Source organism: Elusimicrobiota bacterium (genome assembly GCA_016722575.1).
In the GTDB taxonomy this organism is placed as follows: Bacteria; Elusimicrobiota; Elusimicrobia; order FEN-1173; family FEN-1173; genus JADKIY01.
In genome coordinates this window covers 230,792-254,345 of record JADKIY010000006.1, presented here as the reverse complement: position 1 = coordinate 254,345, position 23,554 = coordinate 230,792, and the positions used below count along the sequence as shown (strand labels likewise).

The 23,554-nt window shown below is 65.3% G+C and carries 18 protein-coding genes; all 18 read right to left on the bottom strand.

Annotation, left to right across the window (positions count from 1 at the left end; genetic code table 11):
* Window positions 1-35: 35 nt before the first annotated feature.
* A complete protein-coding gene (locus tag IPP68_11015; protein MBL0350886.1) occupies window positions 36-1,577 on the bottom strand; it encodes a lipopolysaccharide biosynthesis protein in 1,542 nt (513 codons plus the stop codon).
* Window positions 1,570-2,946, bottom strand: coding sequence for a hypothetical protein (locus IPP68_11010; GenBank protein MBL0350885.1), 1,377 nt, complete (start codon window positions 2,944-2,946; stop codon window positions 1,570-1,572). The genes IPP68_11015 and IPP68_11010 overlap by 8 nt, the downstream gene beginning before the upstream one ends.
* Before the next feature lie 10 nt (window positions 2,947-2,956).
* On the bottom strand, window positions 2,957-4,009 hold the full coding sequence (pseI, locus tag IPP68_11005; GenBank protein ID MBL0350884.1) for a pseudaminic acid synthase: 1,053 nt from the start codon (window positions 4,007-4,009) through the stop codon (window positions 2,957-2,959).
* Entirely contained in the window at window positions 4,006-4,659 is a 654-nt protein-coding gene (locus IPP68_11000) for a UDP-glucuronic acid dehydrogenase (GenBank protein MBL0350883.1), read from the bottom strand. The genes pseI and IPP68_11000 overlap by 4 nt, the downstream gene beginning before the upstream one ends.
* On the bottom strand, window positions 4,660-5,682 hold the full coding sequence (gene pseG / locus IPP68_10995) for a UDP-2,4-diacetamido-2,4,6-trideoxy-beta-L-altropyranose hydrolase (GenBank protein ID MBL0350882.1): 1,023 nt from the start codon (window positions 5,680-5,682) through the stop codon (window positions 4,660-4,662).
* Between the two features lie 16 nt (window positions 5,683-5,698).
* On the bottom strand, window positions 5,699-6,445 hold the full coding sequence (locus IPP68_10990) for a glycosyltransferase family protein (protein ID MBL0350881.1): 747 nt from the start codon (window positions 6,443-6,445) through the stop codon (window positions 5,699-5,701).
* Window positions 6,442-7,599 carry a UDP-4-amino-4,6-dideoxy-N-acetyl-beta-L-altrosamine transaminase gene (gene pseC / locus IPP68_10985; protein MBL0350880.1) on the bottom strand — a complete coding sequence of 386 codons (1,158 nt, stop codon included), beginning with the start codon at window positions 7,597-7,599 and terminating at the stop codon, window positions 6,442-6,444. Before pseC ends, IPP68_10990 begins: the two co-directional genes overlap by 4 nt.
* Window positions 7,596-8,591 (bottom strand): UDP-N-acetylglucosamine 4,6-dehydratase (inverting), encoded by a 996-nt coding sequence (gene pseB / locus IPP68_10980; protein MBL0350879.1) that lies wholly within the window; start codon window positions 8,589-8,591, stop codon window positions 7,596-7,598. Before pseB ends, pseC begins: the two co-directional genes overlap by 4 nt.
* A gap of 30 nt (window positions 8,592-8,621) precedes the next feature.
* Window positions 8,622-10,865 (bottom strand): N-acetylneuraminate synthase family protein, encoded by a 2,244-nt coding sequence (locus tag IPP68_10975; GenBank protein ID MBL0350878.1) that lies wholly within the window; start codon window positions 10,863-10,865, stop codon window positions 8,622-8,624.
* Entirely contained in the window at window positions 10,862-11,548 is a 687-nt protein-coding gene (locus IPP68_10970; GenBank protein ID MBL0350877.1) for an acylneuraminate cytidylyltransferase family protein, read from the bottom strand. Before IPP68_10970 ends, IPP68_10975 begins: the two co-directional genes overlap by 4 nt.
* A 137-nt stretch (window positions 11,549-11,685) precedes the next feature.
* Window positions 11,686-13,548 carry a polysaccharide biosynthesis protein gene (locus tag IPP68_10965; protein MBL0350876.1) on the bottom strand — a complete coding sequence of 621 codons (1,863 nt, stop codon included), beginning with the start codon at window positions 13,546-13,548 and terminating at the stop codon, window positions 11,686-11,688.
* Window positions 13,545-14,534: a glycosyltransferase family 4 protein gene (locus tag IPP68_10960; GenBank protein ID MBL0350875.1), complete on the bottom strand. Its 990-nt coding sequence runs from the start codon at window positions 14,532-14,534 to the stop codon at window positions 13,545-13,547. Before IPP68_10960 ends, IPP68_10965 begins: the two co-directional genes overlap by 4 nt.
* Window positions 14,535-14,625: 91 nt before the next feature.
* The gene (locus IPP68_10955; GenBank protein ID MBL0350874.1) at window positions 14,626-15,570 is read right to left on the bottom strand and encodes an NAD-dependent epimerase/dehydratase family protein; all 945 of its coding nucleotides are present in this window, start codon (window positions 15,568-15,570) and stop codon (window positions 14,626-14,628) included.
* Between the two features lie 13 nt (window positions 15,571-15,583).
* On the bottom strand, window positions 15,584-16,339 hold the full coding sequence (locus IPP68_10950; GenBank protein MBL0350873.1) for a glycosyltransferase family 2 protein: 756 nt from the start codon (window positions 16,337-16,339) through the stop codon (window positions 15,584-15,586).
* A gap of 54 nt (window positions 16,340-16,393) precedes the next feature.
* Window positions 16,394-17,818, bottom strand: a complete 1,425-nt coding sequence (locus tag IPP68_10945; protein ID MBL0350872.1) for a capsule biosynthesis protein — start codon at window positions 17,816-17,818, stop codon at window positions 16,394-16,396.
* A gap of 97 nt (window positions 17,819-17,915) precedes the next feature.
* Window positions 17,916-19,112: a class I mannose-6-phosphate isomerase gene (locus tag IPP68_10940; GenBank protein MBL0350871.1), complete on the bottom strand. Its 1,197-nt coding sequence runs from the start codon at window positions 19,110-19,112 to the stop codon at window positions 17,916-17,918.
* The gene (locus tag IPP68_10935; GenBank protein ID MBL0350870.1) at window positions 19,109-19,816 is read right to left on the bottom strand and encodes a WecB/TagA/CpsF family glycosyltransferase; all 708 of its coding nucleotides are present in this window, start codon (window positions 19,814-19,816) and stop codon (window positions 19,109-19,111) included. Before IPP68_10935 ends, IPP68_10940 begins: the two co-directional genes overlap by 4 nt.
* Before the next feature lie 71 nt (window positions 19,817-19,887).
* Complete coding sequence (locus IPP68_10930; GenBank protein MBL0350869.1) at window positions 19,888-23,394, bottom strand: AAA family ATPase; 3,507 nt, start codon at window positions 23,392-23,394, stop codon at window positions 19,888-19,890.
* Between the last annotated feature and the right edge of the window lie 160 nt (window positions 23,395-23,554).

The following is a 23,554-nucleotide window of genomic DNA, read 5'->3' as shown; positions in this document are numbered from 1 at the left end:
GCCGACCGGGAAGGGGACAGCGGAAGAACCCTTGCTCATGGCGTCGACCTCGACTCGGCACGGGTCTCCAGGCGAATCACCGAGCCGACAATTCGGCCCACCACCGTCCGCTCCACCGGCCCCAGTCCCCAGCGGTAAATCAAGGCCCAGTACGCGGCCGACCACAGGGCGAAAGCGGTGAGCAACTCAACGGGACCCCGGAGCCAGCCCCCCCACCGGGCCCCCAGGACCGCCGCGGCCAACGGCAACCCCAGGGCCAGGAGGCGCGCGACCGCTCCGGCCACCGACCGCGCCGGAAGTCTCTGCTCCCGGGCCAAAAGACGAAAGACGAATGGAAACACGGCGACCATCGCGACGACTTGACCAAAGATGAACGCCCGCTCCTTGAGGAAATGAACCAGGACGAGGGAAAGCGCCATTTGGCCGACCGCCTGGGCCACCAGCAGGCGGTTGTTCGCCCGAAGGAACGACAGGCGAACCTGCATGAGCGTTTGGCCGTAACTCAAAAGGAGGTTGAGCATTGGGACCACGAACATCAGGGAGAACCAGGGCCAGAGCGGGACCACCGAAGGACCCACCCAGTCCCGCAGGAATTCCGGCGCGAACACGGCCCCCGCCAGCAGGGGAGGAAAGGCCAGCGCCGGCATCAACCAGAATCCGGCGCGCCCCAACTCCTTCAATTTTTCGTGGTCCCGGCCCGCCTCCAACCGCGCGGACACCGGAAGCAGGGCGGAGATCAGCAACGACAAAACGGATTTGGCGAAGCGCGGCAGGCGAACCAGGATGTCGTAAACGCCGACGCCCGCCGGTCCGACCAAGGCGCCGATCAAAAGCGGGGGCGATTGAAATTGAACGACGCCCAGGACCCGGCTCTGAAACATGAGCGCGCTCCGTTGGCGGACTTCCTGGAGCATGGGGCCGTCCCACCGGGCCAGACGCAGGGGAGTGGAACGCAGCAGGGGGATCATGGAAAAAAGGAGGACGATCCCCCGCCCCACCTGGCTGAACAGGAAGGCCAAGGCCACCGCGTGTCCCGGGCGATGGCCGCGGATCAGGACCCAGGCGGCCCCCGCAAAGGCCAGGGCCGCCAGCACTTCCAAAAATCGAAGCAAGTCGTACCGCTCAAACCCTTTGGTCATTCCTTCGACGATGAGGCCCGTGAACAAGAGCGGCGAGGCCCAGCCCGTGGCTTGGATCACCCGGGAAAAACCGGCCCGCTGGGCGGGGTCGATGTCCACCAAGCGGTGGGCCCAAGGCCCCCCGACCACCAACACCGCGCCAATGAGCGCCCCCACCGCGAGGGCCGTCAGCAACAACAAGGTGGTTTGGCCCGAGGCCCGCGCCCAGGAACCGTCCGCCCGGGCCCGGGCCACGGCCTGGGTGGTTGTTTCGGAAACACCGAAATCCAAAATCGACAGCGGCCCCGTGGGCAGGACCACCCGGGCGAGGACGATCAACCCGAACCCGGCCATGCCGTAGGCGCGGACAAGAAAGGGCACGATGAAAAAACCGATCAGTCCCACGGCCAGATGGGCCATCCCGGTGAACATGGTGTTTCGAACGAGGGGCTTAAGCACGACCGACCGCTTCAACCAAAATCGATTGGCCGCTGAGGCCGGGGCCCACGAGCGAGGAGACCGCGGGGGCCCTTTCGCCGGCGGCCGCGGAAAGGCGCGCCAGGGTTTGCCGAACGGTTTCAACCTCGAACCGCTTGGCGGTCCGGGCGGATTCCCGGGCGGGGGAGGAAAACCAACGGCGGATTTTCTCGGACCGGGCCACCCCCAGGGCGCGCCGGGCGGCGTGGACCGCGCGGGTTCGAAGGGAGGGACCGGCCCCGCGGAAAACGTTTTCCGCCGGCCGCGACAAAACGTCTTCCACGGCCTCGGCCACCCGTTGGGACGCGCGGCCGTCGGCGGGGCCGAAAAGGCCTTCCACGAACTCCCGGCGGGCCGAAACCTGATCGGCCGTCAAGGGCGCGGGGCGCCCGGCCAACAGGGATTCCACGATGGTTTCAAGCTCCGCGGGGCTGTTGGCGTTTCGGCTCACGCGATGGGGACCGGGGACCATCAACGCGGGGGTGTTGAACCATTCCAGGGACACCGGTTCGCGGCCCATCATCACCGCCTCGATCGCGGTGGAGCAATTCTGGTGAATCAACATTTTGGCGGACCGAATCCACTGAAGGGAGGTGCCCTCCTGACGGAGACGCACGTTGGGGCGGGAGAGCAAGGCGTTGTAGGCGGCGATGTTTTCAAAGGGATGGGGGCGAAGGATGAAATGTTCCCCCGGCCAGCGGGCGGCCAGACGGTCCACCGTCTCGATCACGCGGGCCAGGGAGCGGCCGGCGTCCGCGATGAATCGGTCGGCGAAGGCCGCGTCGAAGCCGACCTGACGCATGGCGCGGGCTTCCCGGCGGGACCCCGCCGAGAAACGGGGATTCGCGGTGGGAAAGTTGGTGTTGACCAAAATGTAGTCCGCCGGACCCTCCACGGGCAAAAGGGCCTCCCGCCAGGGGGGCGCGCAGAAATCAAAGCGCGGGCACCCCGTCGCGCGCAACGCCGACGCCGGGACCGATCCTTCCCGAACCATCGCGGCCCGTTGGTTTTCCCCCCACAGGCAATAAAGATCGACCAAGCCGCCCAGGGGAAGGCGCGTCGCCAAACGCGCGTGGTCCTCCGCGCTTTTCCCCCCGGCGCCTTCGGTGTCCAACACCCCGATGCGGACGCCGGCGTTTCGATATAGACGCAACAGATCGAAGTTGTTGGGCCGAACATAATTGGCCAGAACCAGGGCCGGACGCAGCGGAATCACGTCAAACCCCTGGGCGTACATCGGGACCAACACCGCGTCGAAACCCCGCCGGGCCAAACGATCGGCGAGCAGGACCAATCCGTCCAAGTCCCGAAGCGGATTATCGACGATCAGGCAAACGCGGGCGGGGGGCACGGGGTCGGTTTTACCCGATCAAATCCCAGGACGCGGGCGTCCCGCGGGCCACGGCCCGGGTCACCCGCTTGCCGAGAAGGGCTTCGTAGTGTTTCGGCGAAAGCCCCCGGCCGGGGCGGAGCGAGCGCAAATTCTCGGGAGTGAAAACCTCCCCCGCCTTCATGTCCCGGGCGACGTAGAGCGAACGGCGGAATTGGCCGGAAGCCGACTCCCCCGCCAAGGGACCGTAGGTCACGCGGCCCAACGACCGCCAGGCCCGCTCCGTTTCCACGACAAGCGCTTTCAATTCGGCCGGTTCCAGGGAAAAAGCGCTGTCCACGCCCCCCGCCGATCGGTCCAGCGTGAAATGCTTCTCGATCACGGTGGCCCCCAGGGCCACGGCGGCCACGGGCACGCCGAGGCCCGGCGTGTGGTCGGACAACCCGACCTCGACCCCGAACAGATCGCGCAGGTGGGGGATCGTTCGAACGTGGCTGTCCTCGGCGGTGGCGGGGTATTCGCTGGTGCATTTCAGGAGAATCAGTTCCCGGGCGCCGGCGCCCCGGGCCGCCCGAACGGCGTCGTCGATTTCCGCCAAGGTGGCCATCCCGGTGGAAAGGAGGAGCGGCTTCCCCGTGGCCGCCACCCGACGAATCAAGGGCAGGTCCACGATCTCAAAGGAAGCGATTTTATAGCAGGGGACTTTGAGTTTCTCCAAATAATCAACGGCCGTGGCGTCGAACGGGGAACTGAACCCGATGAGCCCCCGCTCGGCGCACCGCCGGAAGATGGGCGCGTGCCACTCCCAGGGGGTGTGGGCCTCGCGGTACAAATCGAAAAGGGATTTCCCCGCCCACAGGCTCTTGGGGTCCGTGATGGCGAATTCGCCCCGGTTCAAGTCCAGCGTCATCGTCTCGGCGGTGTAGGTTTGGATTTTGAGCGCGTGGGCCCCGGCCGCGGCCGCCGCGTCGACGATGGCCAAGGCCCGGTCCAGGGATTGGTTGTGGTTCCCCGACATTTCGGCGATGACAAAGGGCGCGTGGTCCCGCCCGATGGGCCGCCCGGCAATGGCCAATTCCGTCATGGTTGTTCTCCCCGAATTTTCTCCAGTCGAAGCGCGTAGCGGTGTCCGCGCCAATCAAAAAAAGCCGGAAACCGGGTCCCGTCGCAAACCCGCAGCAAATCGAATTGCGCCGCGATGGTTTTTTCCGGATCGAGCCGGCTGTCGGCCGGGGTTCGCCGGCGGTATTGCGTGATCCCCTTCGAAAGGTCCTGGGGCCGGGGTCGGATCGATTCGAATTGATCGACGGCCAGGTCCATCAGCTCCAATTCCAAATCGAAAAGCCGGGCGGCGATTTCATGGAACAACTCGTGGCCCTCCAGCGACAGGTCCCGCTGAGCCCAGATCGCCCCGCTGTCCACGGCGTCCTCCGCTTCCAGAAGCGTCACGGGAATCCGGTTCTTCCCTTCCAACACCTGCCACACATACGGGGACCAGCCGCGGCCCCGGGGCAAATCGCTCGCGTGGATCACGAGGGTTTTCCGGTACCGAGCCCGAACGGACGCCGGAACGATTTCGTTGCACGAAATCAAAAAAAGGATGTCCCCGCCCGCGGCGTCGGCCCGGGAGGCGACGAAGCCGACGACGTGATTCCCCCGTCGGTCCGCGGCCCATTTCTCAAGCCGGGGAAACACCGGGTGGGCGCGGTCGGAACACCAAATCGAAATTTTCAATCAACCCTCCTTCATCGCCGCGACCACCCGGGCCGCGCCGTCGCCGTCCGTCAATTCGCCGGCGCACCGCGACATTTCCGCGAGGCGTTCGGGCGACGCCGCCAGGGCCTCGATGGCTTTTCGGTAATCCGCGGAAGACAAGCCGTCGTGGTCGCCCAAATTGATGACGGCCCCGCGTAGGGCCACCGCCGCCGCGATCGGCGCCTGGTTCGGCGCGACCACCGCGACCACGGCCGGCAGGTACAACGCGCCACGTTCCCAGGTGGAGCCGCCGGCGGCACCCACGGCGAGATCGGCGCCGCTCATCCGCTCGGCCATATTGTCCACCCGGACAAAGAATCGACTGTCTTTCAAATCCGCGGTCTCCCGGGCCAAGAGCCGCGAACGATCGTCTTCAAATCCGACCACGACGTCCACCGAAAACGGCCGCGGCCCCAGGCCGCGCAAAGCGTCCAACACTTTGGCCGTTTCGTTCGTCGGATCGCTGCCGCCGAAGGACACCAGAAGCCGCCTTAACGGACCGGCGCGGGGACCGGTCCGGCGGCGCCATTCGCCGAATTCCTCGCGCAAGAGGGCAAAGCGCGGCCCCAGCAGTCGGCGGCAGGCGGTCGGAAGCTTGCCGGCGTAGGCGGCGGCGCGGTCCCCGTCGTTTTGATCCAACAACACGTCGCCATCGTGAGGGCGGTCCGCCAGATCGTCCACAATCAAAATTCGTTTGGCGAACACCCGGAGCGGGGATTCCCAGCGGGCGTCCAACCCGTAGTGATCGACCACCAACCAATCCCAGACGCTCCGGGATTTAAACGCCGAGGCCATAAAATCCAAATCGGATTTCCAATCGGCGAAGCCCCCCGGCAGTCGAACAACCTCAAACCCCCGGGCGGCGACGGCGTCGCAAAGATCGCCGTCGGCCGTCCGGCAGTAAAACGTGACGGACGCCCCGGCGCCCGCGAGCTTTTTGGCCAACGCGAGGCAGCGCTGAACGTGCCCGGCGCCCAGGGCCGTGGAAGCGTCGGCGCGCACCGCCACCCTCACGGCGTCATCGCCCCAAGGGTTTTTGTTCGATTCCGGCGTTCAGCGCCACCCAGTCGGGGTGCCGGCGCAACACGTCCAGGACCGCGTCGGTGGAAAATCGACCCTCCCCGGTCCCCAAGTCCTCCACCACGCGTCGGATCAACTCCCAATCCTCCGGCGTGTCCAAGGTCCACCGGTGGGCGGACAAATCCGGAACCCGGGCGTATTGGTCGATGGCGAAACGGTCCGGGTGTTGATAGAGAAAGGGCGTGACGTGCTCCCGCTCGTGGGGCGCGGTCGCTTCCCGGGCGGCGCGGTCGAGGGCGGCGCGGGTGAAAATTTCGGCGTCCAATCCCCGGGGAAAGGTCCGAACGACGGTGTTGCTCAAGTAGTCCAACGGCCGTCGGGCCGCGTGGGAGGCGTGAAAAGCCCCCAGCATGGCCGCCAGGAGCGCTGGGTCCAACAAGGGGCAATCGGAGGTGACGCGCACCACGACGTCCGCGCCGGCGCCCGCGGCCGCCAGGGCGTAACGGGAAAGGACGTCGGCCTCGTCCCCGCGAAAAACGCGGACGCCGCACCGCCCCGCCTCGGCGGCCACCGCCGCGTCCCCGGGAGCGGTTGTCGTCGCGACGACCGTTTCATCCACGCCCGCCGCGGCCCGGACCCGATCCAAAACGTGGCTCAACACCGTCCGACCCCCGAGATCCCGAAGAATTTTTCCGGGCAACCGGGTGGAGCCGACCCGGGCCTGAACGATGGCGACGGTTTTCACGCCAGGGCGCGCCGCAAGGCGTCCACCACGCGGTCCTGGTCGGCGTCGGTCAATCCCGGGAACATCGGCAAACTGATGGCCCCGTCGTAATACCGTTCGGCCGCGGGGCAGTGGCCGGGTTTAAAACCGAGGCGGCGGTAATGGGGTTGAAGGGGAACGGGAATGTAGTGGACGTTGGCGGCGATGCCGGCGGCCCGGAGGGCGTCAAAAACGCGGCGGCGTTCCTGGGCCCGCGGCTCCCGGGCGACGACCACCGGGTAGAGGTGGAGGGCGGAGCGATCGCCGGCCGGGCGGAGCGGCAATTCCAAGGGCAAACCGGCCAGGGCGCGATCGTAGCGATCGGCCACGCGATGGCGACGTTCGATGAACGCCTCCAGGCGGTCCATCTGGCTCGCGCCCAGGGCCGATTGAATGTCCGTCAGCCGGTAATTCAATCCCAAATCCACTTGTTCGTAATACCAAGGGCCTTCGTCGGCTTTTTCCATTCGCGACGGGTCCCGGGTGATCCCGTGGCTGCGCAACAGGCGAACGGCCGCGGCCAGGTCGTCCCGGTTGGTGACGACCATTCCCCCTTCCCCGGTCGTGATGATCTTCACGGGGTGGAAGCTAAAAACGGTCAGGTCCGATTGGGTTCCAGCGCCGACGGGAGCGCCCCGATAACGGGCCCCGATGGCGTGGGAAGCGTCTTCCACCACCCGGAACCCGAATTCCCGGGCCAGCGCGCCGATGGCTTCCATGTCGCAGGGTTGTCCGGCGAAATGAACGGGAACGACCGCTTTCGGAAGGCGTCCGTCTTTTTTCGCGGCGACCAGGCGGTCGCGCAAGGCGTCGGGCGAGAGGTTTTTCGTCCGGGGATCGATGTCGATGAAGTCCACCGACGCGCCGCACAGGAGCGCCGCGTTGGCCGTGGCCACAAAGGTGTTGGGGGAGGTCCACAGAAGGTCGCCCGGGCCGAGGCCCAGGGCGCGGTAGGCGAGGTGCAGGGCCGCCGTGGCGCTTGAGACCGCCACGCCGTGGCGCGCCCCGACGTAATCCGCCACCCGTCGCTCGAAACGCTCCACCGCGGGCCCCTGGGTGAGAAAATCGGACCGCAGAACCTCCTCGACGGCTTTCAGATCCGCCGGGGAAACGTCCTGTCGGGCGTAAGGGATCAGGCCCCGGCCTCGTTCATCGACCGTATCTCCTCGTCGTTCAAAAACCGGGGGTTGGTGGCCGAATTGTATTCAAACCCCTCGGGCACCGGCTGCCCCTTTTCGCCGAGCGAGTTCCGGACGTAATCCACGGCGTGATGGAAAACGATGGAGGGGCGAATAACGTAATGATCGGGAAATTCCAGGGTCAAATGGGAATCGTCCCCGGGGCACATGACCTCGTGAAGTTTTTCGCCGGGCCGAATACCGATGACGTTGGCCGTCGCGCGGGGGGCCATGGCCCGCATCAAATCGGTGATTCGGACGGAGGGGATTTTGGGGACGAAGATTTCCCCGCCGTGCATCCGTTCGAAATTCTTAAGAACAAAATCCACCCCTTGTTGAAGCGTGATCCAAAAACGCGTCATCCGCGGGTCGGTCACCGGCAATTCCGTTTTGCCTTCCGCCAACAACCGGCGGAAAAAAGGCACCACGGATCCCCGGGACCCCACCACGTTCCCGTAGCGCACGACCGAAAAACAAGTCCGGTGGCCTCCCGCGATGTTGTTGGCGGCGACAAAAAGCTTGTCCGAGACCAATTTGGTCGCGCCGTAAAGGTTCACCGGGCTGGCCGCCTTGTCGGTGGACAGCGCGATCACTTTTCCCACTTCGTTCTCCAACGCCGCGGCGATGACGTTCTCGGCGCCGTGCACGTTGGTTTTGATGCACTCCATGGGGTTGTATTCGGCGGCGGGCACTTGTTTTAGCGCGGCGGCGTGGATCACGAAGTCGATCCCCCGCATGGCCTGGCGCAGGCGCTCCCCATCCCGCACGTCCCCGATAAAATACCGAAGGGCGGGGGACGACACTTCCTGCTGCATCTCGTACTGCTTGAGCTCGTCCCGGGAATAGACCACGAGGCGCTTCGGCTTGAACCGGGCCAGGATGGTTTTAACGTAACGACGACCGAAGGATCCGGTGCCGCCCGTGATTAAAATCGATTTGTCGTTGAACATGTCGCCCGTCCTCGTTGTGGGAAGCCCGAACTAAAAATGATTTTCCAACCGTTCCAAGGCGGTCCAAAACCCGGCGCCGCCGTTTTTGTGGCCCTGCCAAATTTCCGGAATGAACCCCACGCCCGGGGCGGACCGATCCAACGCCGCGCCCATGGCCCGGAAATCCACTTCCCCTTCCCCGATTTGGAGCCCTTCGCCGTCGACCCCCTGGGCGTCCACGATGTGCAGGTGGGCCGTGTGGGGTCCGACCGCGTCCAAAAATTCCTGAAACGACGCCTTGGCGTGGGTGCAGGCCAGTTTGGAATGGGAAACGTCCAGGCACACCCGGACGCCGTGCTTTTTGCAGAAAGCGACGATGTCCCCCGCGTCCATGAACAGGTTGTGGTAACGCTGGCCGCCGAAGTGCCACGGGAAGGGCGGCATGGTTTGGGGGATGATCTCGACGCCCTTGGCGTCCAGGCGGCTCAGACTCTCGGCGATGCGGTCGTACAGCGGGGCTCGGGCCGCGACCGAGAGCGGCGCGTCCAGGGTGAATCCGCCGGCGTTGATGATGATCAGGGGGCGCTGGGCTTTCTTGAAGGACGGTTTCAAGCGGCGGGTCACGTCGATCACCCGCTGAAGTTCCTGTTCCGACCGGCGCCGGTAGTCGGCGTTGGCGGAGGAGAGATCCATGAGATGGTCCCCGGCGAACAACTCGGGGCTGTGGACCACCAAATTCAGGTCGTAGCCCTCCGTCGACAGGAATTTGGACGGATCCAGGTCCAAATCCTTGTAGCTGAGATGAAATTCCATCAAATCGAAATTGGAACGACCGGCCATCTCGTTTAAATCGTGATAACGGATCGGAATGCCGAAGGGACGGCGAAATCGGTAGGAGCGGGGCTCCGCCGCCGGGGCCTCGACGTCGGTGGGGTAGAAAAAATCCCCCGCGGTGAAATCCCGCCGGGCCGCCCGGCCCACCAGTTCGGTCTTTCGGTACGGCGCCAAACCGCGGCCCGGGCTGCGAACCTCGATCATGTCCGCGGTGATGGATTCGCCTTTCCGGAGGGCGCGGTTGATCACCAGGCTTTTGGCCAGAACCTCGCGGTTCATCATTTCGCCCTGGGTCACTTTGCGGGGTTCCGAGCCGCCGAAGGACTGCTCGATTTCCCGAAGGCCTTCGACCATGCGCTTGAATTCGTCGGGCAGGAGGCTCACCCGGTGGTCGTTCCCCTCCATGTCCCGGTCCAGGGTGAAATGTTTTTCCACCACGCGGGCGCCCTTGGCCACCGCCGCCAGAACCACCGAATACCCACGCTCGTGGCCGGAATACCCCACCGGGCAGTCGCCCAGCCGATGGAGGCGGTCGAGGTAATTTAGATTGATGTCTTTGAACGGCGCGGGGTACGTCGAATTGCAGTGCAGGAGGGCGAAGGGGACGCCCCGGGATTTCAACAGGCGAACCGCGTCGACGATCTCGGACTCGGAGGACATCCCGGTGGAGCAAAGAAGCGGCTTCCGGGTGGCCGCCAGGGCCTCCATCAAATCGTGGTTCGTGAGATCGGCGGAGGCCACTTTGTAGCCGAGCATGCCGTAGCGCTCCAGGGCTTTCAGACTCTCCCGGTCCCAAGGGGTGCACAGGGGCAGGATCCCCTTTTTCTTGCAGTGATCGAAGACCTTAAACAGAGAATCCACGTCCAGCTGGAATTTGGCGAGCAAATCCAGGGTGTATTCCGCCCCCAAATCCTCCCCGGCGCCTTTCCCGTTTTTTCGATAGAGGGTGTCCATGGATCGCAATTGAAACTTCGCGCAGTTCGCGCCCGCCGCCACGGCCTCGTCCACCAACCGCAGGGCCAAATCCATCCGGCCGTTGTGGTTGTTGCCGATTTCGGCGATCACGAACGTCGGCGAATCGTCGGCGATGACGAAGTCCCCGAGGCGCACTTCGGCGGCCTTCCGGCTGGCCACGCCCACGAGGCGCCCCTGGCGGTCCAGCACCGGCACGTACCGGATCCGGTCGGTGAGGCGTTCCTCGATTTTGTCGGCGGTGTCCGATTCCGGCGCGGACACGAATTGCCGGTTGGCCACGGTCGACACGGGGGCGTCCATGTCGATGTTCTTTTGGGCCACCAGCCAGCGGCGAACGTCGCCGTCGGTCAAAACCCCTTCGACGATGCCCGTTTCCGTGAGGGCGAAAACGAAGCCCGCTTTATTTTCGCTGATGCGCCGAAGGGCGTTGACGAGCGAATCGTCCGAAAAGATGACGTATTTGGCGACGTTGCGTTCGATGATCACGACGGTCTCTCTCGTTCCAAAAGTTTTTCGACGATGGCGAAATCGGCTTCGGAGTCGATTTCGACGCTCTCCTCTTCGCTCACGGGCAACATCGCGATCCGCCCGCCCAACCGATTGTTTTCACGCAGCAGAACATCGGTGCGGGTCACGTAGATCGACCCGTTTTCCCGGTACCAACGATCGGCCGGCGGAATGTCCTGCCGGCGGGGCCGGTGCCGGAAATCGTAAAGGGCCTCGGGCGCCGCCGGGTTTTTCCAAAAGAACGCGTGGCTTTCGCAGACCGTCAGCAGGGAATCGGCCCCGTTCTTCTCAAAAAGGTCGAGGGCTTTGTCCAAGGTTCCCGCCCGGCGAAGGGGCGACGTCGGCTGAAGCAAGACCAAAGCGTCCGGCCGCCGACCGACGCTTTCCAGCCATTGGACCGCGTGAACCAGGGTGGGCTCCGTGCCCGCCGCGTCCGTGGCCAAGGCCGCCGGCCGCCGAAGGGCTTCGGCTCCCCCGCGCCGGGCCGCCTCCAAGATGTCGTCCCCGTCGGAGGAAACCACGACGGCGTCCATTCGACGGCAGGCCAGCGCCGATTCGACGCTCCAAACGATCAGGGGCTTGCCGGCGATCGCTTTGAGATTTTTCCCGGGGATCCCCTTGGAACCGGCCCGGGCCGGAATAATGGCCGCGTAACGGGTCACGGGAAGAGAAGCGTGATCGGTGAACTATTCATGGGGCTTCGAACATATTGTCCAATATTCGGCGCGGTGAATCCACCGGATCGACGCCTTTAAAATGGATTGATTTATAAAGGTTTCGGTGGAAAAAACTCGTGATATCAGCGGGCGGCGGGCCGGGGAGCGGGAACCGCGGTCGGAGCCATGGAAGGGGGCGCGTATTCCGGCACCAGCCGCTTCATTTCGGCTTTGACCTCCGCGTCGGCCACCCGCGCGTCGGAATCCACCCAACCCACGACGTAATCCAACCAACCGGCCGGCACGGCCCGGGCCTGGGCCACGCGCACCTTGGGGTGGGGCGTGGGCAACGTATGTTCCTGGTCCGCTAAAAGCTCCTCAAACAATTTTTCACCGGGACGAAGACCGGTAAAAACGATTTTAATCTCATCGTGGTTGAACCCCGAAAGCCGGATCATGTCCCGGGCCAAATCCAGAATGCGGACCGGCGATCCCATCTCCAATACGCAAATTTCACCGCCCTGGGCCATGAACCCGGCTTGGAGAACCAACTGAGCGGCCTCCGGAATCAACATGAAGAAGCGGGTCATGTCCGGGTCGGTGACGGTGACGGGACCGCCCTTGGCGATTTGGTCCCGAAATTTGGGGATGACGCTGCCGGTGCTGCCGAGAACGTTCCCGAAACGGACGACCACAAACCGCGTTCCGCTCCCGGGGGTTTGCAGTCCTTGGCAGACCATTTCGGCCATCCGTTTGGTGGCCCCCATGACGTTGGTGGGGTTGACGGCCTTATCGGACGAAATCAAAACGAATTTCCGAACGCCCGATTGGATCGACGCGCGCGCGATCCGATAGGTGCCCAGCACGTTGTTCCGAACGGCTTCCCAGCAATTGTCGTTTTCCATGAGCGGCACGTGTTTGTAGGCCGCCGCGTGAAAGACGACGTCGGGCCGGTGGCGTTGGAACACCTCCTCCAATCGGCCGGCGTCCCGGACGTCGCCCGCCAACGCGGCCACGGGAGTTCCCGGGAACCGTTCCCCGAACTCCTGCTCGACTTGGTAGAGCGCGTATTCGTTCGCTTCGTAAAGCACCAGCAAGCGCGGCGAAAAACGGGCGATCTGGCGGCACAGTTCGGACCCGATGGACCCGCCCGCGCCGGTCACCAACACCGTGCGATCGGTCAGCAATTCGTGGAGCCCGGCGTCGTTTAATTTGACCCGTCCGCGGCCCAGCAAATCTTCCAATTCGACCCGGCGAACGCGGGACACCGAAATGCGCCCCGTGAGCAAATCGTCCAGCGTCGGCACGGTGAGGACCGTCAGCCCGAGGCCCGCCGCCGTTTCCACCAGGGCCCGCCGACGGGCGGGCGACGCCGAGGGAATGGCCAAGATCACTTGTTGCACCCCGCGTTCCCGGGCGTGCCGTTCCAATTCGGAGATGGGGCCCAACACGGGAACGCCGGAAAGCAAACGCCCCTTCTTGGTGACGTCGTCGTCCATCAGTCCGACCACCCGCCACTGGCCGTCCTGGGCCAATTCGCGCAACAACATGGACGCCACGCGACCCGCGCCCAAAACCAACACCGGGGTGGTGGCCAGTTTGCGGAAGGGGATCAAATGCCCGTCCTTCCACGATCGGTAGAGGAACCGACTGGCGCCCATGACGAACACCAGGAGAATGGGGTCGAGAACCAGAACGGAGCGGGGAACTTGGTCCAGCCGGCGGTAGAGAAACAAAGCGGTGGCCGATGCCCCGGCGGAAACGAAGACGGCCACGACGATGCGCCGAAGATCCGGCAAGCTGGCGAACCGCCAGAGGCTCCGGTAGAGTCCATACCACCAGAAAACAAGGCCTTGAAGGGGAACAACAATGGCCATCGACCAGAGCAAACTTTCCACGTTGGCCGGCGGAACGGAAAAATTGAACCGAAGGAGGAACGCCACATACCAGGCAACGGCCGACGCCGCCACGTCGTGAACAAAGACGAGGATTTTTTTGAAATTCATCGGGAAGCCCCGGCGGCGGCCCGGCGGCGCCAACTTCGATCCACGTCGGCCATCAGGACCCCCGCGCCCACGGCCCCGCAGGCCAAGGAGGCCCGCTGGGCAAAGGCGGTCGCGCGCAAAAGCACCAGTCCGCCGACCCCGCAGATCGCCATGAGCCCATACGCCACCAACGCCATTTTTCGATGCCCCCATCCCATTTGAATTAATCGCTGATAATAGTGCGTTCGGTGGGCCCGCCACACCGGTTCCCCCCGCAAGATCCGACGAACCAGCGTCACCGTCGCGTCCACCCAGAAGGGAGCGAACACCAGCGCCGGGAACCAGGCCGGCCACCGCCCCTTCGCCCAGCCCTCCACGCCCAACGACACCGCGAGGAATCCCAGGGGAATGGATCCCGCGTCGCCGAGGAACACCCGGGCGGGCGGAAAATTAAAAAGGAGAAACCCGGCCGATCCCGCGGCGACCCCCCACGCCAAGGCCCCGGCCGCGCCGTCCGCCCGAAAGGCCGCCGCGCCGTAGGCCGCAAACCCAAAAAACGCCATCCCTCCCGCCAACCCATCCGAGCCGTCCATGAAATTAAAAAGGTTGGTCCCCCAAACGATCAACAGCGTCAAGGCGATGCCCCGTCGAGGGTCGCCCCAAAACCCGCCGATCCCGACGAAAACCGCCGCCGCCCCAAGATGGGCCACCAGACGCAAGACCACGGGCAACCCGAAACGGTCGTCCAAAAAAGAGAACAAGCAAAGGGCCGCGGCGAGTCCCAGCGGGACGGACATTCCCCGACCCAGGGCGCCGACGCCCAGAAGCAGGCCGGGGATCAACGCCAAGCCGCCGACACGCGGGGTTGGCGTCGAGTGAAGGGAGCGGTCGTTGGGGTGGTCGAGGGGAAGGTGCTTCCGCCATCGCAACAACAAAATGTGGAACAACACGACGGCGAGAAAAACCGCCGCGGTGGTCGATGCCGTTCCGCCTAAGTCAAACCCCATGGATGTGGGCCCCCCGATTCGCCGGCGCGCGCGCGGCGCTCCTCCGATAACCCGGCTCCCATTATACCAAGGGGCGTCGTTCCCCGGCGGATCAATTCCCACCGCCGGAAACGGTCCCCAGGGACCGGGAAAGCCCCTCCCGGACCGTCCACGGGGGGCGCCAGGCCAACACCCGGCGGATGGACCCGATGTCCAACGCGAACGGGTCCGCCAATTTGTCGAATTCCGCGGACCGCCCGGCCCAGCGGGCCAGAATCCGAAGCGCCCCCACCGGGAACGGCGTCAGCCGCATCGGCAACCCCGCCGCCCGAAGACCCCGCAAAAGTTCCCCGGTGGAGAGGTCCTCGCCGTCGCTCACCAAAAATGAACGCCCCGCGGCCCCGGGATGATTCAGCGCTCGAACCAACGCCGAAGCCAAATTGCCGACGTAAACGAAGGACCGGCGGGCCCTCAAGGAGCCCAACGGAACCGGGAGGCCCGAACGGGCCCAGCGAAGAAGACGGGCGAAATTGCCGGGGGCCCCGGGCCCGTACACCAACGGGGGTCGGAGGACGACCCATTCCATGCCCGCCGCCCGGGCGATGTCGCGAAGAGATTCCTCCGCGGAGCGTTTGGATTGGGCGTAGGGACCGACCGGGGACAGGGGGCTGTCTTCGGTCAACGGTCGGTCCCCGGGGGAGCGGAGGCCATGAACGCCGACGGTGCTCAGAAAAACGAATCGGCGCACGCCGGCCTCGGCGGCCGCGCGGGCCAGCGCCGCGGTCCCCCCCGCGTTCACGCGATCAAAGGCGCCGTCGTCCCCGGGCGCCATCACGTGGGCCCGACCCGCCAGGTGAATCACCGCGCCCACGCCCGCCAACGCCGCCCGCCAATCGGTGGCGGGGCCCACGTCCCCGACGGCGACGAATTCCGCCCCCGCGGGGCGACGATCCGCCGTCCGAACGGCCGCGCGAACGGATACGCCGTCGGACCGAAGGGCCTCCAGCAACGCGCCGCCCACAAAGCCGTTGGCGCCGGTCACCAGCACCCGTCCGATGTTCAAGGCGCCCTCAAAACCGCCGGTATTTCCAAAGGGCCCGCAGGGCGTATTGGACAAAACAGACCACCGCCGTGGGCCAGGACAATTTCTCCACCCCCCGGTAGGTGCGCCACACCCACAACGCGGATCGAAATTTATTGCGGGAAACCGATTGCCCGACCACCCGATAGCGCATCAGGTCCTCGGAGAAACCCTGCGCGTCCACCCCCCGTTTCAATAAATCGAGCCACAGGGCGAAATCGTCGTAATAGGTCGGCGTCATTCGAAAGGGCCCCGTGCGGGTCCGGTCGACGATCACCGTCGAGGTGGCGAGCGCCGTGTTGGAAAGGAGCTGCCGGTAATTGAGGCGCCGGGGAATGGCCACCGGGTCGCCCACGCGCGTCCCGTCGCGATCGACCCGGCGAAACGACGTAAAGGACACGGCGGCCTCGTTGGCCGCCATGAACGCGAGCTGTTTTTCGAGTTTGGCGGGCAACCAGGTGTCGTCGCTGTCCAGGAAGGCCACGTAGCGTCCCCGGGCGGCTTGAACCGCCGCGTCCCGGGCCAGGGCGGGACCGCCATTTCGGGGTTGCCGAATCAACCGCACCCGCGGATCCCGGGCCGCGATCGCCGACACCCGGGCGGCCGTGTCGTCTTTGGAGCGGTCGTCCACGACCCACATCTCCCAATCCGGGAACGTTTGAGCCCGAACCGAGGCGATGGTTTCTTCGATGAAGGGAGCGGCGTTGTACGCCGGGGTGACGATGGAAACGGTCGGGGCCGGCATCGGGTTAGGGCCTTCCCGCGGCGCGGGACCCGACCCGGGGGAAGAGCGGGGCGGTCACGCGGGGATAACGGCGGTCCGGTCGTTCGTGGACAGCGCCTGTCGAAGGGAATCGGCGAACCGCTGGGCGGCGTCGGGAGTCGGTTGGTAGAGCTCTCCCGGCCAGGTGGCGTCCCAGACCTCTTGAAAAAAACGTTCCACGGCGCGGGCGTCCGGAGCGGTCCCCGGGGACTGAACAAACGCCCGGAGGGCCCCCGGCAATTGGGAAAGGTGGTCCACGCGGCGGACCGACGGGGCGAAACGGTAAAACGCGTCGCCCAAAACGAACACCGGCTTTCCCAACAACAGGGCCTCCGCGCCCGACTTGGAATTCACCGTGATGACCGCGTCGGCCGCCTTCAGCACCTCGTAGTTGTTCGTTTGCGGCGGCAGAAGGGCCACGTTGTCGTGCCGACGCAGGAGCGCGCGAATTCGTCCGGCGTCCAAGGCGCCGATCATGGCCGGGTGTTCTTTGAACGCCACCCGGTGGGACGCGGGCGCGGTTCGGGCCACATAGTCGATCAAGGCCAGCTGATCAAAATATTCCGGGGCCCTCAAGGTCAGCGCCACATCGCCGGGCACGTGCAGGGGGTAATAAAGAAAACGGCCCAGGGATTCCAGGGACGTGTACGATCCCTTCAAACGCCACCCGTTGACGACCATGCGCAGGTGGCCCGCGACGTGGGCCCCCAAATAACCGAATTCCTGGCGTTTCCCCGATCGTTGATCCCACCATTTTTGCAGGAGCCGTTTGACGTTGCGCGCGTTGAATATTTTCCGCTCGGGGGCGGCGTAATGGTGCTTGTCTTTGACCGGAATCACCAACGACTGGCTGGCTCGGGTTTTTTCCAGAACCCGACGGACCTCGGGATGAAGGTCGACCGTGGGGTTGGCGCTCAATTTCTTGGCCGCGTAGGTGTTCTTGAGGAAAAGGAAACGGCCCTTGAAAAAAGACGGCTCAATAAAATAATGATCCAACCCGCGCGCCCGGGCCGCAAAAAAGGTCCCGACGACGGACAAAAACCCCCCCAATTCCTGAACGACCACGGGGAAGCGGCCGCCGGCGCACAAGGGCCCCAGGGCCGCTTCGGCGGCCGCGGCCGCGGCGCAAAATTTACGGCGCAATTCCCCGCCGTCCCGAAGCCCGAAAGCCACCCGTTCGTGGCTCATCCACAAATTCGGATCGGCCACCCCCAGGCGATGCGTCCATTCCTCAAAAGACGCCGCCGTCGCGGCGGAACCGGCCGCGCGGGCCGCGTCGAAGGCGTTCACCGACGGGAGACCCGCCGCGGTCAACCGTTCGTGGCTCCGATCGTCGAAGGAAAGGAAATGGACGTCCACCCCCCGCTCGCGCAGAAACTGGCCGACGGGCAGCCAAAAAGCCGTTTGATATTCGGCGAGGGTGGTAATCAACAAAGGAGGCGAAGGGGGGGCGGAGGTCATGGGAATCTCGTCGATGTCCCCCGGAGGGGAACCGTTCCTTGGAAATTTGAAGCGTTGCGCCACGGCCCCCGGGAGAGCGGCCGTTCCCGGCATTGTATCAAATCCGTTGTCCGACGAAAAATCGCCCTTCGACCAGGGCTCCGGCCCGGCCTCTCCCCCCCGGGGCGGACCATTGGCCGGCCCCCGAGGCCGGAAGAAAAAGCCCCCGACCCAAGGGCAATGGATAGGCCGATCCATCGATTTCAATCGTCAGAGGCCGAACGGTGGGGATCAAAAGCGCGGGCCCCCGCCAGGCCAGCGGATGGGAGCGCCCGGCCGCGGCCACGGCCACGGTCGATACGCGAAAATCGTTTGAAGAAAAAGGCGCGGCCCCCGCGGCCACGCGCCGGGGCCGCGCCCCCATGGAAAGCGCCGATCGAGCCTCCGCCGGGCGGCGGGCTTTGTCGGTCAACCCCAGACGCAGAACGTTGTCCGAGGACCGCATCACTTCGAGGCCCGCGCCCGCCAAATAGGTGTGCGCGACCCCGGGGGGCACAAAAAACCCGTCGCCCGGCTTTAGCCGGTGGTACCCCATAAAAGGGACCAGCAACGCGGCCGGATCGCCGCGGGTTTCCCCGTGCTCCCGCCAAATTCGTTCGAGCCACCCGGCCCTCCCGGCGGAGGACCGCGCGGCGGACGAAAAAACCCGGCGACCCAATCGACGGACCTCCTCGGGCCCCCACCCGGTCACGGCCCGAACCAGCGCCCGAATCCCGGCCGTCGACGGTACGGCCCCCCCCGCCAAAACGGCGCGGCAAAATCGGTCCGTTCGCCATTGGGCGCGGGGGCGCCAATCGGCGAACAACTCAAAGGCGGTGAGGGCCACCAGGTATTCGGGTTTGGCGTTGGGGTCCCGGTAGGAACGGTCGGCGGAGTCCCGGGAGACCCCGGCGCGGTTTTCCCGGTCAAACCCCCGCCGGGCGCGGCGGGCGGCGGGGTGGACCTGCAAGGACAGGGGCCGGCGAACCTCGATGATTTTGGCCATGAAGGAAAGCGGGGATTGTCCGGCGGGCGTGCGGGGAACCCGCCGTCGGAGAACGTCGTAGAGCGTTTGCCGGGACCCGGCCACCGCGGAAGCGCCCAGGGGGTGGGCGCCGAACCACGCCTCGGCCAGGGGAACCGCGCTCTGGGAGCGACCCAGAAATCGGCGGAGGAAAGAGGCGGGCCCCCGGCCGCCCCAGGCGTAATGGCGGGGATGCGGAATCAAGACCAGCGGCTCGGTCGGCCGGGGGGGCCGGGAGAGGTTCGGGTTCATCGAGGGACCGGATCGGTTCGAGGCTCCCGAAGCACCCGAAGGACGAACCGGGGCAATTCGGCCATGCGCCCCGCCCGCCGAGGCTCCCGCAGGAGGCGGAACAACCATTCCAAGCGCGCCCGCCGCATCCACCCCGGGGCCCGGGGCACGCGACCGGAAAAAACGTCGAAACTGCCGCCGACCCCCATGGTCACCCCGGCGTGAAATCGGCCCAAATGCCGGTGAATCCAAGCGTCCTGGCGGGGCGTGTCGAGGGCCACGAACAAAAAGTCCGGCGCCGTTTGGGCGACTCGTTCGATGACGCGGGGCTCTTCCTCGGCGTTAAAATAGCCGTGGTCCACGCCGGACACCCGCAAACGGGGAAATCGTTTTTGAAGCGCCGCGGCGGCCGCCGCCGCGACGCCCGGGGCGGCGCCCAACAGATAGACCGTCCAGCCGCGCCCGGCGGCTTCGCCGCAAATTTTTTCCATCAATTCCACGCCCGGGGTTTGAACCAGCCGCGCGCCCCGTCGGGCCGCGGCCCACACCACCCCCGCGGAATCCGGGACCACCAAGTCCGCGGCGCCCAGGGCCCGGGCCAGGCCGGGATGACGCTCGGCGGCCAGAATCATGAGGGCGTTGGCGGTGGCGATTTGGCGGGGGCGGGGATCGGAAAGAAATTCCCCCACCCGGCGAAGGACATCGTCGGAGGACACGGCGTCCACGCGGACGCCCAGGACGTCGACGCGGGGAAAAGTAAGCGGGCGCGGGGAGCGGGGAGCCGCCGCCGGCACGGTCAGCCGGCGGCGCCGGGGGAAGCCAGGACCGCTTCGGGGCTTTGGGCGGTTCGCCGGTCTTCCAACGTCTTAAGACGGGCCGACAGAAGTCGCGACACCCCCTGCACCTCCATGGTCACGCCGTACAGCGTGTCGGCGGTTTCCATGGTGCGCTTGTTGTGGGTGATCACGATGAACTGGGCGTGCTCCGTGAAGGCCTTGATGAGCGTGACGAACCGCGTCACGTTGGCTTCGTCCAGGGGCGCGTCGACTTCGTCCAAAATGGCGAAGGGCGCGGGCCGCACCATGTAGAAGGCGAAGAGCAGGGAGAGCGCCGTGAGGGCTTTTTCGCCGCCGGAGAGCAGGGTGATGTTCTGCAGCTTTTTCCCCGGGGGCTGGGCGTAGATTTCCACCCCGGCGTTCAGCACGTCGCTTTCGTCGGTCAGGCGCACGTCCGCCTCGCCGCCCGGGAACAACTGGCTGTAGATGGTTTTGAAGTTTTCCCGAACCTTGTCGAAGGTTTCTTTCAGGTTCACGCGGGTCGAAGCGTTGATCTTTTGAATGGTGGTGAGCAGATCTTCCTTGGCTTTCACCAGGTCCTGCTGCTGGGAAAGCAGGAAGCTGTAGCGCTCCTCCAACTGGGCGTGTTCTTCGGGCGCGGCCAAGTTCACCGGCCCCAGGCCCTCCACCCGGCGTCGGAGTTTTTCCAACTCCGTGGTCGGGACGGCCTCGGTGGGCGCGGGGTGGCCTTCCCGGGCTTCCGCGATCGTCAATTGGTAACGGTCCTTGAGATGGGTTTCCAGGGCCTCGAGGCGGAACTGGGCGTGTCCGTGCTGGAGCTTTTTCTCGTGGAGTTGCTGTTGCATCTCCTCGTTGGCCCGGCGCAGCTCGGCGAGGTTTTTTTCCACCGATTGGATTTTTTCGGCCAAGGTCCGGCGCTGGCCCTGAATCGCTTCCAGGGCTTCGTCGGCGCCTTTCCGCTCCGTCAACAGCTCCGAAATGCGGGCTTCGGATTCCCGTTCAATGCGCTTTTGCTCCTCCACTTTGGCGGACGACCCCGACCGCTCCTGGGTCTTGGATTCCACGGCGACGGACAAGGTTTGGCGTTCCGCGGCCACGTCGGACAGCTGTTTTTCCTTCCAACGGAGGCGCTCCTCGTGCCCGTGGGCCCGTTCGCGGGCCACGGCCAGTTCGGAGGACGCGGTGAAGTTGTCGGCCTGGCGTTCCTGCAAAGACGTCTGAAGATTGGCCCACTCCCCGCGCAGACGGGCTTCCTCGGTTTTGAGGTCCTCCAACCGGACTTCCAAGGCCGCGGCGGAGGACTGGGCCTGGGACTCCTCGGCGCGGGCCCGGGCCATTTCGGCGGTGATCAAATCCCGTTCGCGCTCGGCCAGGGCGATTTGCTTCTCGACCCGCTCGCGCTCTTCCAGCCGGACCGCTTGGCGGGCCCGGGTTTCCTCGAGGGACCGCCGGGCCGCGTCGAGCTCCCCGGCGGCTCCGCGCCGGGCGTCCTCCAACGCCGCCTTGGACCGCTGAAGGTCGTTCAGGGCGGCGGTGTGGCCGGCGATTTCCTTCTGCAAGTTCTCCCGCCGCAGGGCGTCAAACACGGGCCCCGTCGCGTTCTCGCTCCCCCCCTCCAAGACGCCGTCGCCGAAGAGGGCGCCGTCGGAGGAGAACCAACCGCTCAAAAGATGCCGGACCACGGGCTCAAAACGGGCGTCGGCCCGGGCCATGTCCAGGAGGGACTTCTGGCCCACGGGCGCGGCCACCGCGGGCGGCGCGACCGGGAGGCGGTCCAAAACGAGGAAACGGGCCCGGCCGTGGGAGCCTTCCGCCAAATACCGGATGGCGGACCGGGCGTCGTCCAGGGTGTCCGCGACCAAATCGTTGACGTGGACCCCGAGGGCGCGCCGTACGGACACTTCGTCCGCCGTCGACACCGAAATCAATTTGCCGACGGGACCGTGGACCCCGGGCAGGCCGGCGGACAACACGGACTGGACGCCCCGGGCGTAGACGTCGGAGGCTTCCCATTCTTCCTGAGCGTCCAATTGGGCTTGGGCCCGGAACAATTCTTCCTGGGTTCGGGATTGGCGCTGTTGCGCCTCGGCGACGGCCCGCTCCCCGGCGTCCAGAGCGGCGTGGGCCGATTGGACCCGGGCTTCCCCCCCCGCCAGCCCCTCGCCGTCCACCAGGGACAGGCGGTGGGCTTCCGTCACGGCGGCCCGTTCCTGGGCCATCCGTTCCTCGGCCTTGGTCAATTCCTTCGCGAACTGGGCCAATTGCATTTCCAAGCGGGTTTCCAGGGAACGCTGGGCGACGATGTCGTTGTTGAGGCGCGTCCGCTCCTGGGTGTTTTTCCAAAGGGCTTCCTGGACCTGCTTGGCCACGTTTTGAACGTCGGCCAAGAGGGAGGCCTTTTCGGCGGCCAGTTTCTCGGTGCGCTCCAAAATCTCCGACGACTGGCGGGCGGTGTCCCGTTCGGCGGCGAGGCCGGCTTCGATGTCGGCGGCCAACCGGGCCAGTTCGGCCAGGCGCGTCTGGCCCTGGGCGATCTCCCCGTCCAACACCAAATCCCGGTATTGGATTTCGGCCTGGCGCTCCCGGGCGGTGGTTTGACGCTGCTCGGCCAACCCCATGGCCCCGTCGAGTTCGGACAACCGGCGGTTGCCTTCCACGAGTTTTTCGCCCCACTGGGTTTCCTCCCAGTGGAGTTGGGTGCGCTCGGCTTCCCGGGCGGCGGCTTCGGCCGTCCGTTGCTGCAAATCCTTCTCCATGACGGTCTGGGCCGACCGCATGGCTTCCATCTGTTCTTCCAATTGCTTGGATTCGAACAGGGCGTGGGAAATTTCCAGGGACTTCAGGTTTTCCTGAATCTTTTGGTACTGGCGGGCCTTGCGCACGGCGGCCTCGATTTTGTCCATCTGCTCCTTGGTCAAGGCGATGACGTCCGAGAGGCGGTCCAAGTCGAGCTGGGTGCGCTCCAACCGCCGAAGGGCTTCTTCCCGGCGCGCTTTATACTTCGAAACCCCGGCCGCTTCTTCGAACAACTCCCGCCGTTCCTCGGGTTTGGCCGAAAGCACGTATTCAACCTTGCCCTGTTCCATGATGGAATAGCCGTCTTCGCCCAGGCCCGTGTCCAACAGCATCTCGCGGATGTCTTTCAGGCGGCACTGGGTTTTGTTCAAAAAGTATTCGGACTCCCCGGAACGGAACAGGCGCCGGGTGATGGTGACTTCGGTGTAATCGATGGGGAGCCGGTTTTGGGAGTTGTCAAAGGTGATGGAGACTTCGGACAGGTTCGACGGGGCGCGGTTGGCCGAACCGTTAAAAATGACGTCCACGAGCACTTTGGAACGAAGGGATTTGGCGCTCATTTCGCCCAGGCACCAGCGAACGGCGTCCACCACGTTGGACTTGCCGCAGCCGTTGGGGCCGACAATGGCGGTGACGCCGGGCTCAAATTCCAGGCGGGTGCGTTCGGCGAAGGATTTGAAGCCGACCATCTCAAGGCGCTTTAAGTACATCTTTTACCATCCTTTTGCAGCAGGATACCGTCCACTGCCATTCGGCATATTCTACCTAAAGTCGGGGGGATGTCAAGTCGGCACTTTCCGACGACAAAAAAGCAAAGCCCCCGGCTCGGCGCGGGGCCGAACCGGGGGCTTTGAAAAGTCGAAAAACCGA

Excerpts from the sequence above, each read along its gene's own strand:
- pseI (MBL0350884.1), bottom strand. The coding sequence starts at position 4,009 with ATGACGGAATTGGCCATTGCCGGGCGGCCCATCGGGCGGGACCACGCG.
- pseB (MBL0350879.1), bottom strand. The coding sequence starts at position 8,591 with ATGTTCAACGACAAATCGATTTTAATCACGGGCGGCACCGGATCCTTC.
- IPP68_10965 (MBL0350876.1), bottom strand. The coding sequence starts at position 13,548 with ATGAATTTCAAAAAAATCCTCGTCTTTGTTCACGACGTGGCGGCGTCG.
- IPP68_10960 (MBL0350875.1), bottom strand. The coding sequence starts at position 14,534 with ATGGGGTTTGACTTAGGCGGAACGGCATCGACCACCGCGGCGGTTTTT.
- IPP68_10950 (MBL0350873.1), bottom strand. The coding sequence starts at position 16,339 with ATGCCGGCCCCGACCGTTTCCATCGTCACCCCGGCGTACAACGCCGCT.
- IPP68_10945 (MBL0350872.1), bottom strand. The coding sequence starts at position 17,818 with ATGACCTCCGCCCCCCCTTCGCCTCCTTTGTTGATTACCACCCTCGCC.
- IPP68_10940 (MBL0350871.1), bottom strand. The coding sequence starts at position 19,112 with ATGAACCCGAACCTCTCCCGGCCCCCCCGGCCGACCGAGCCGCTGGTC.
- IPP68_10930 (MBL0350869.1), bottom strand. The coding sequence starts at position 23,394 with ATGTACTTAAAGCGCCTTGAGATGGTCGGCTTCAAATCCTTCGCCGAA.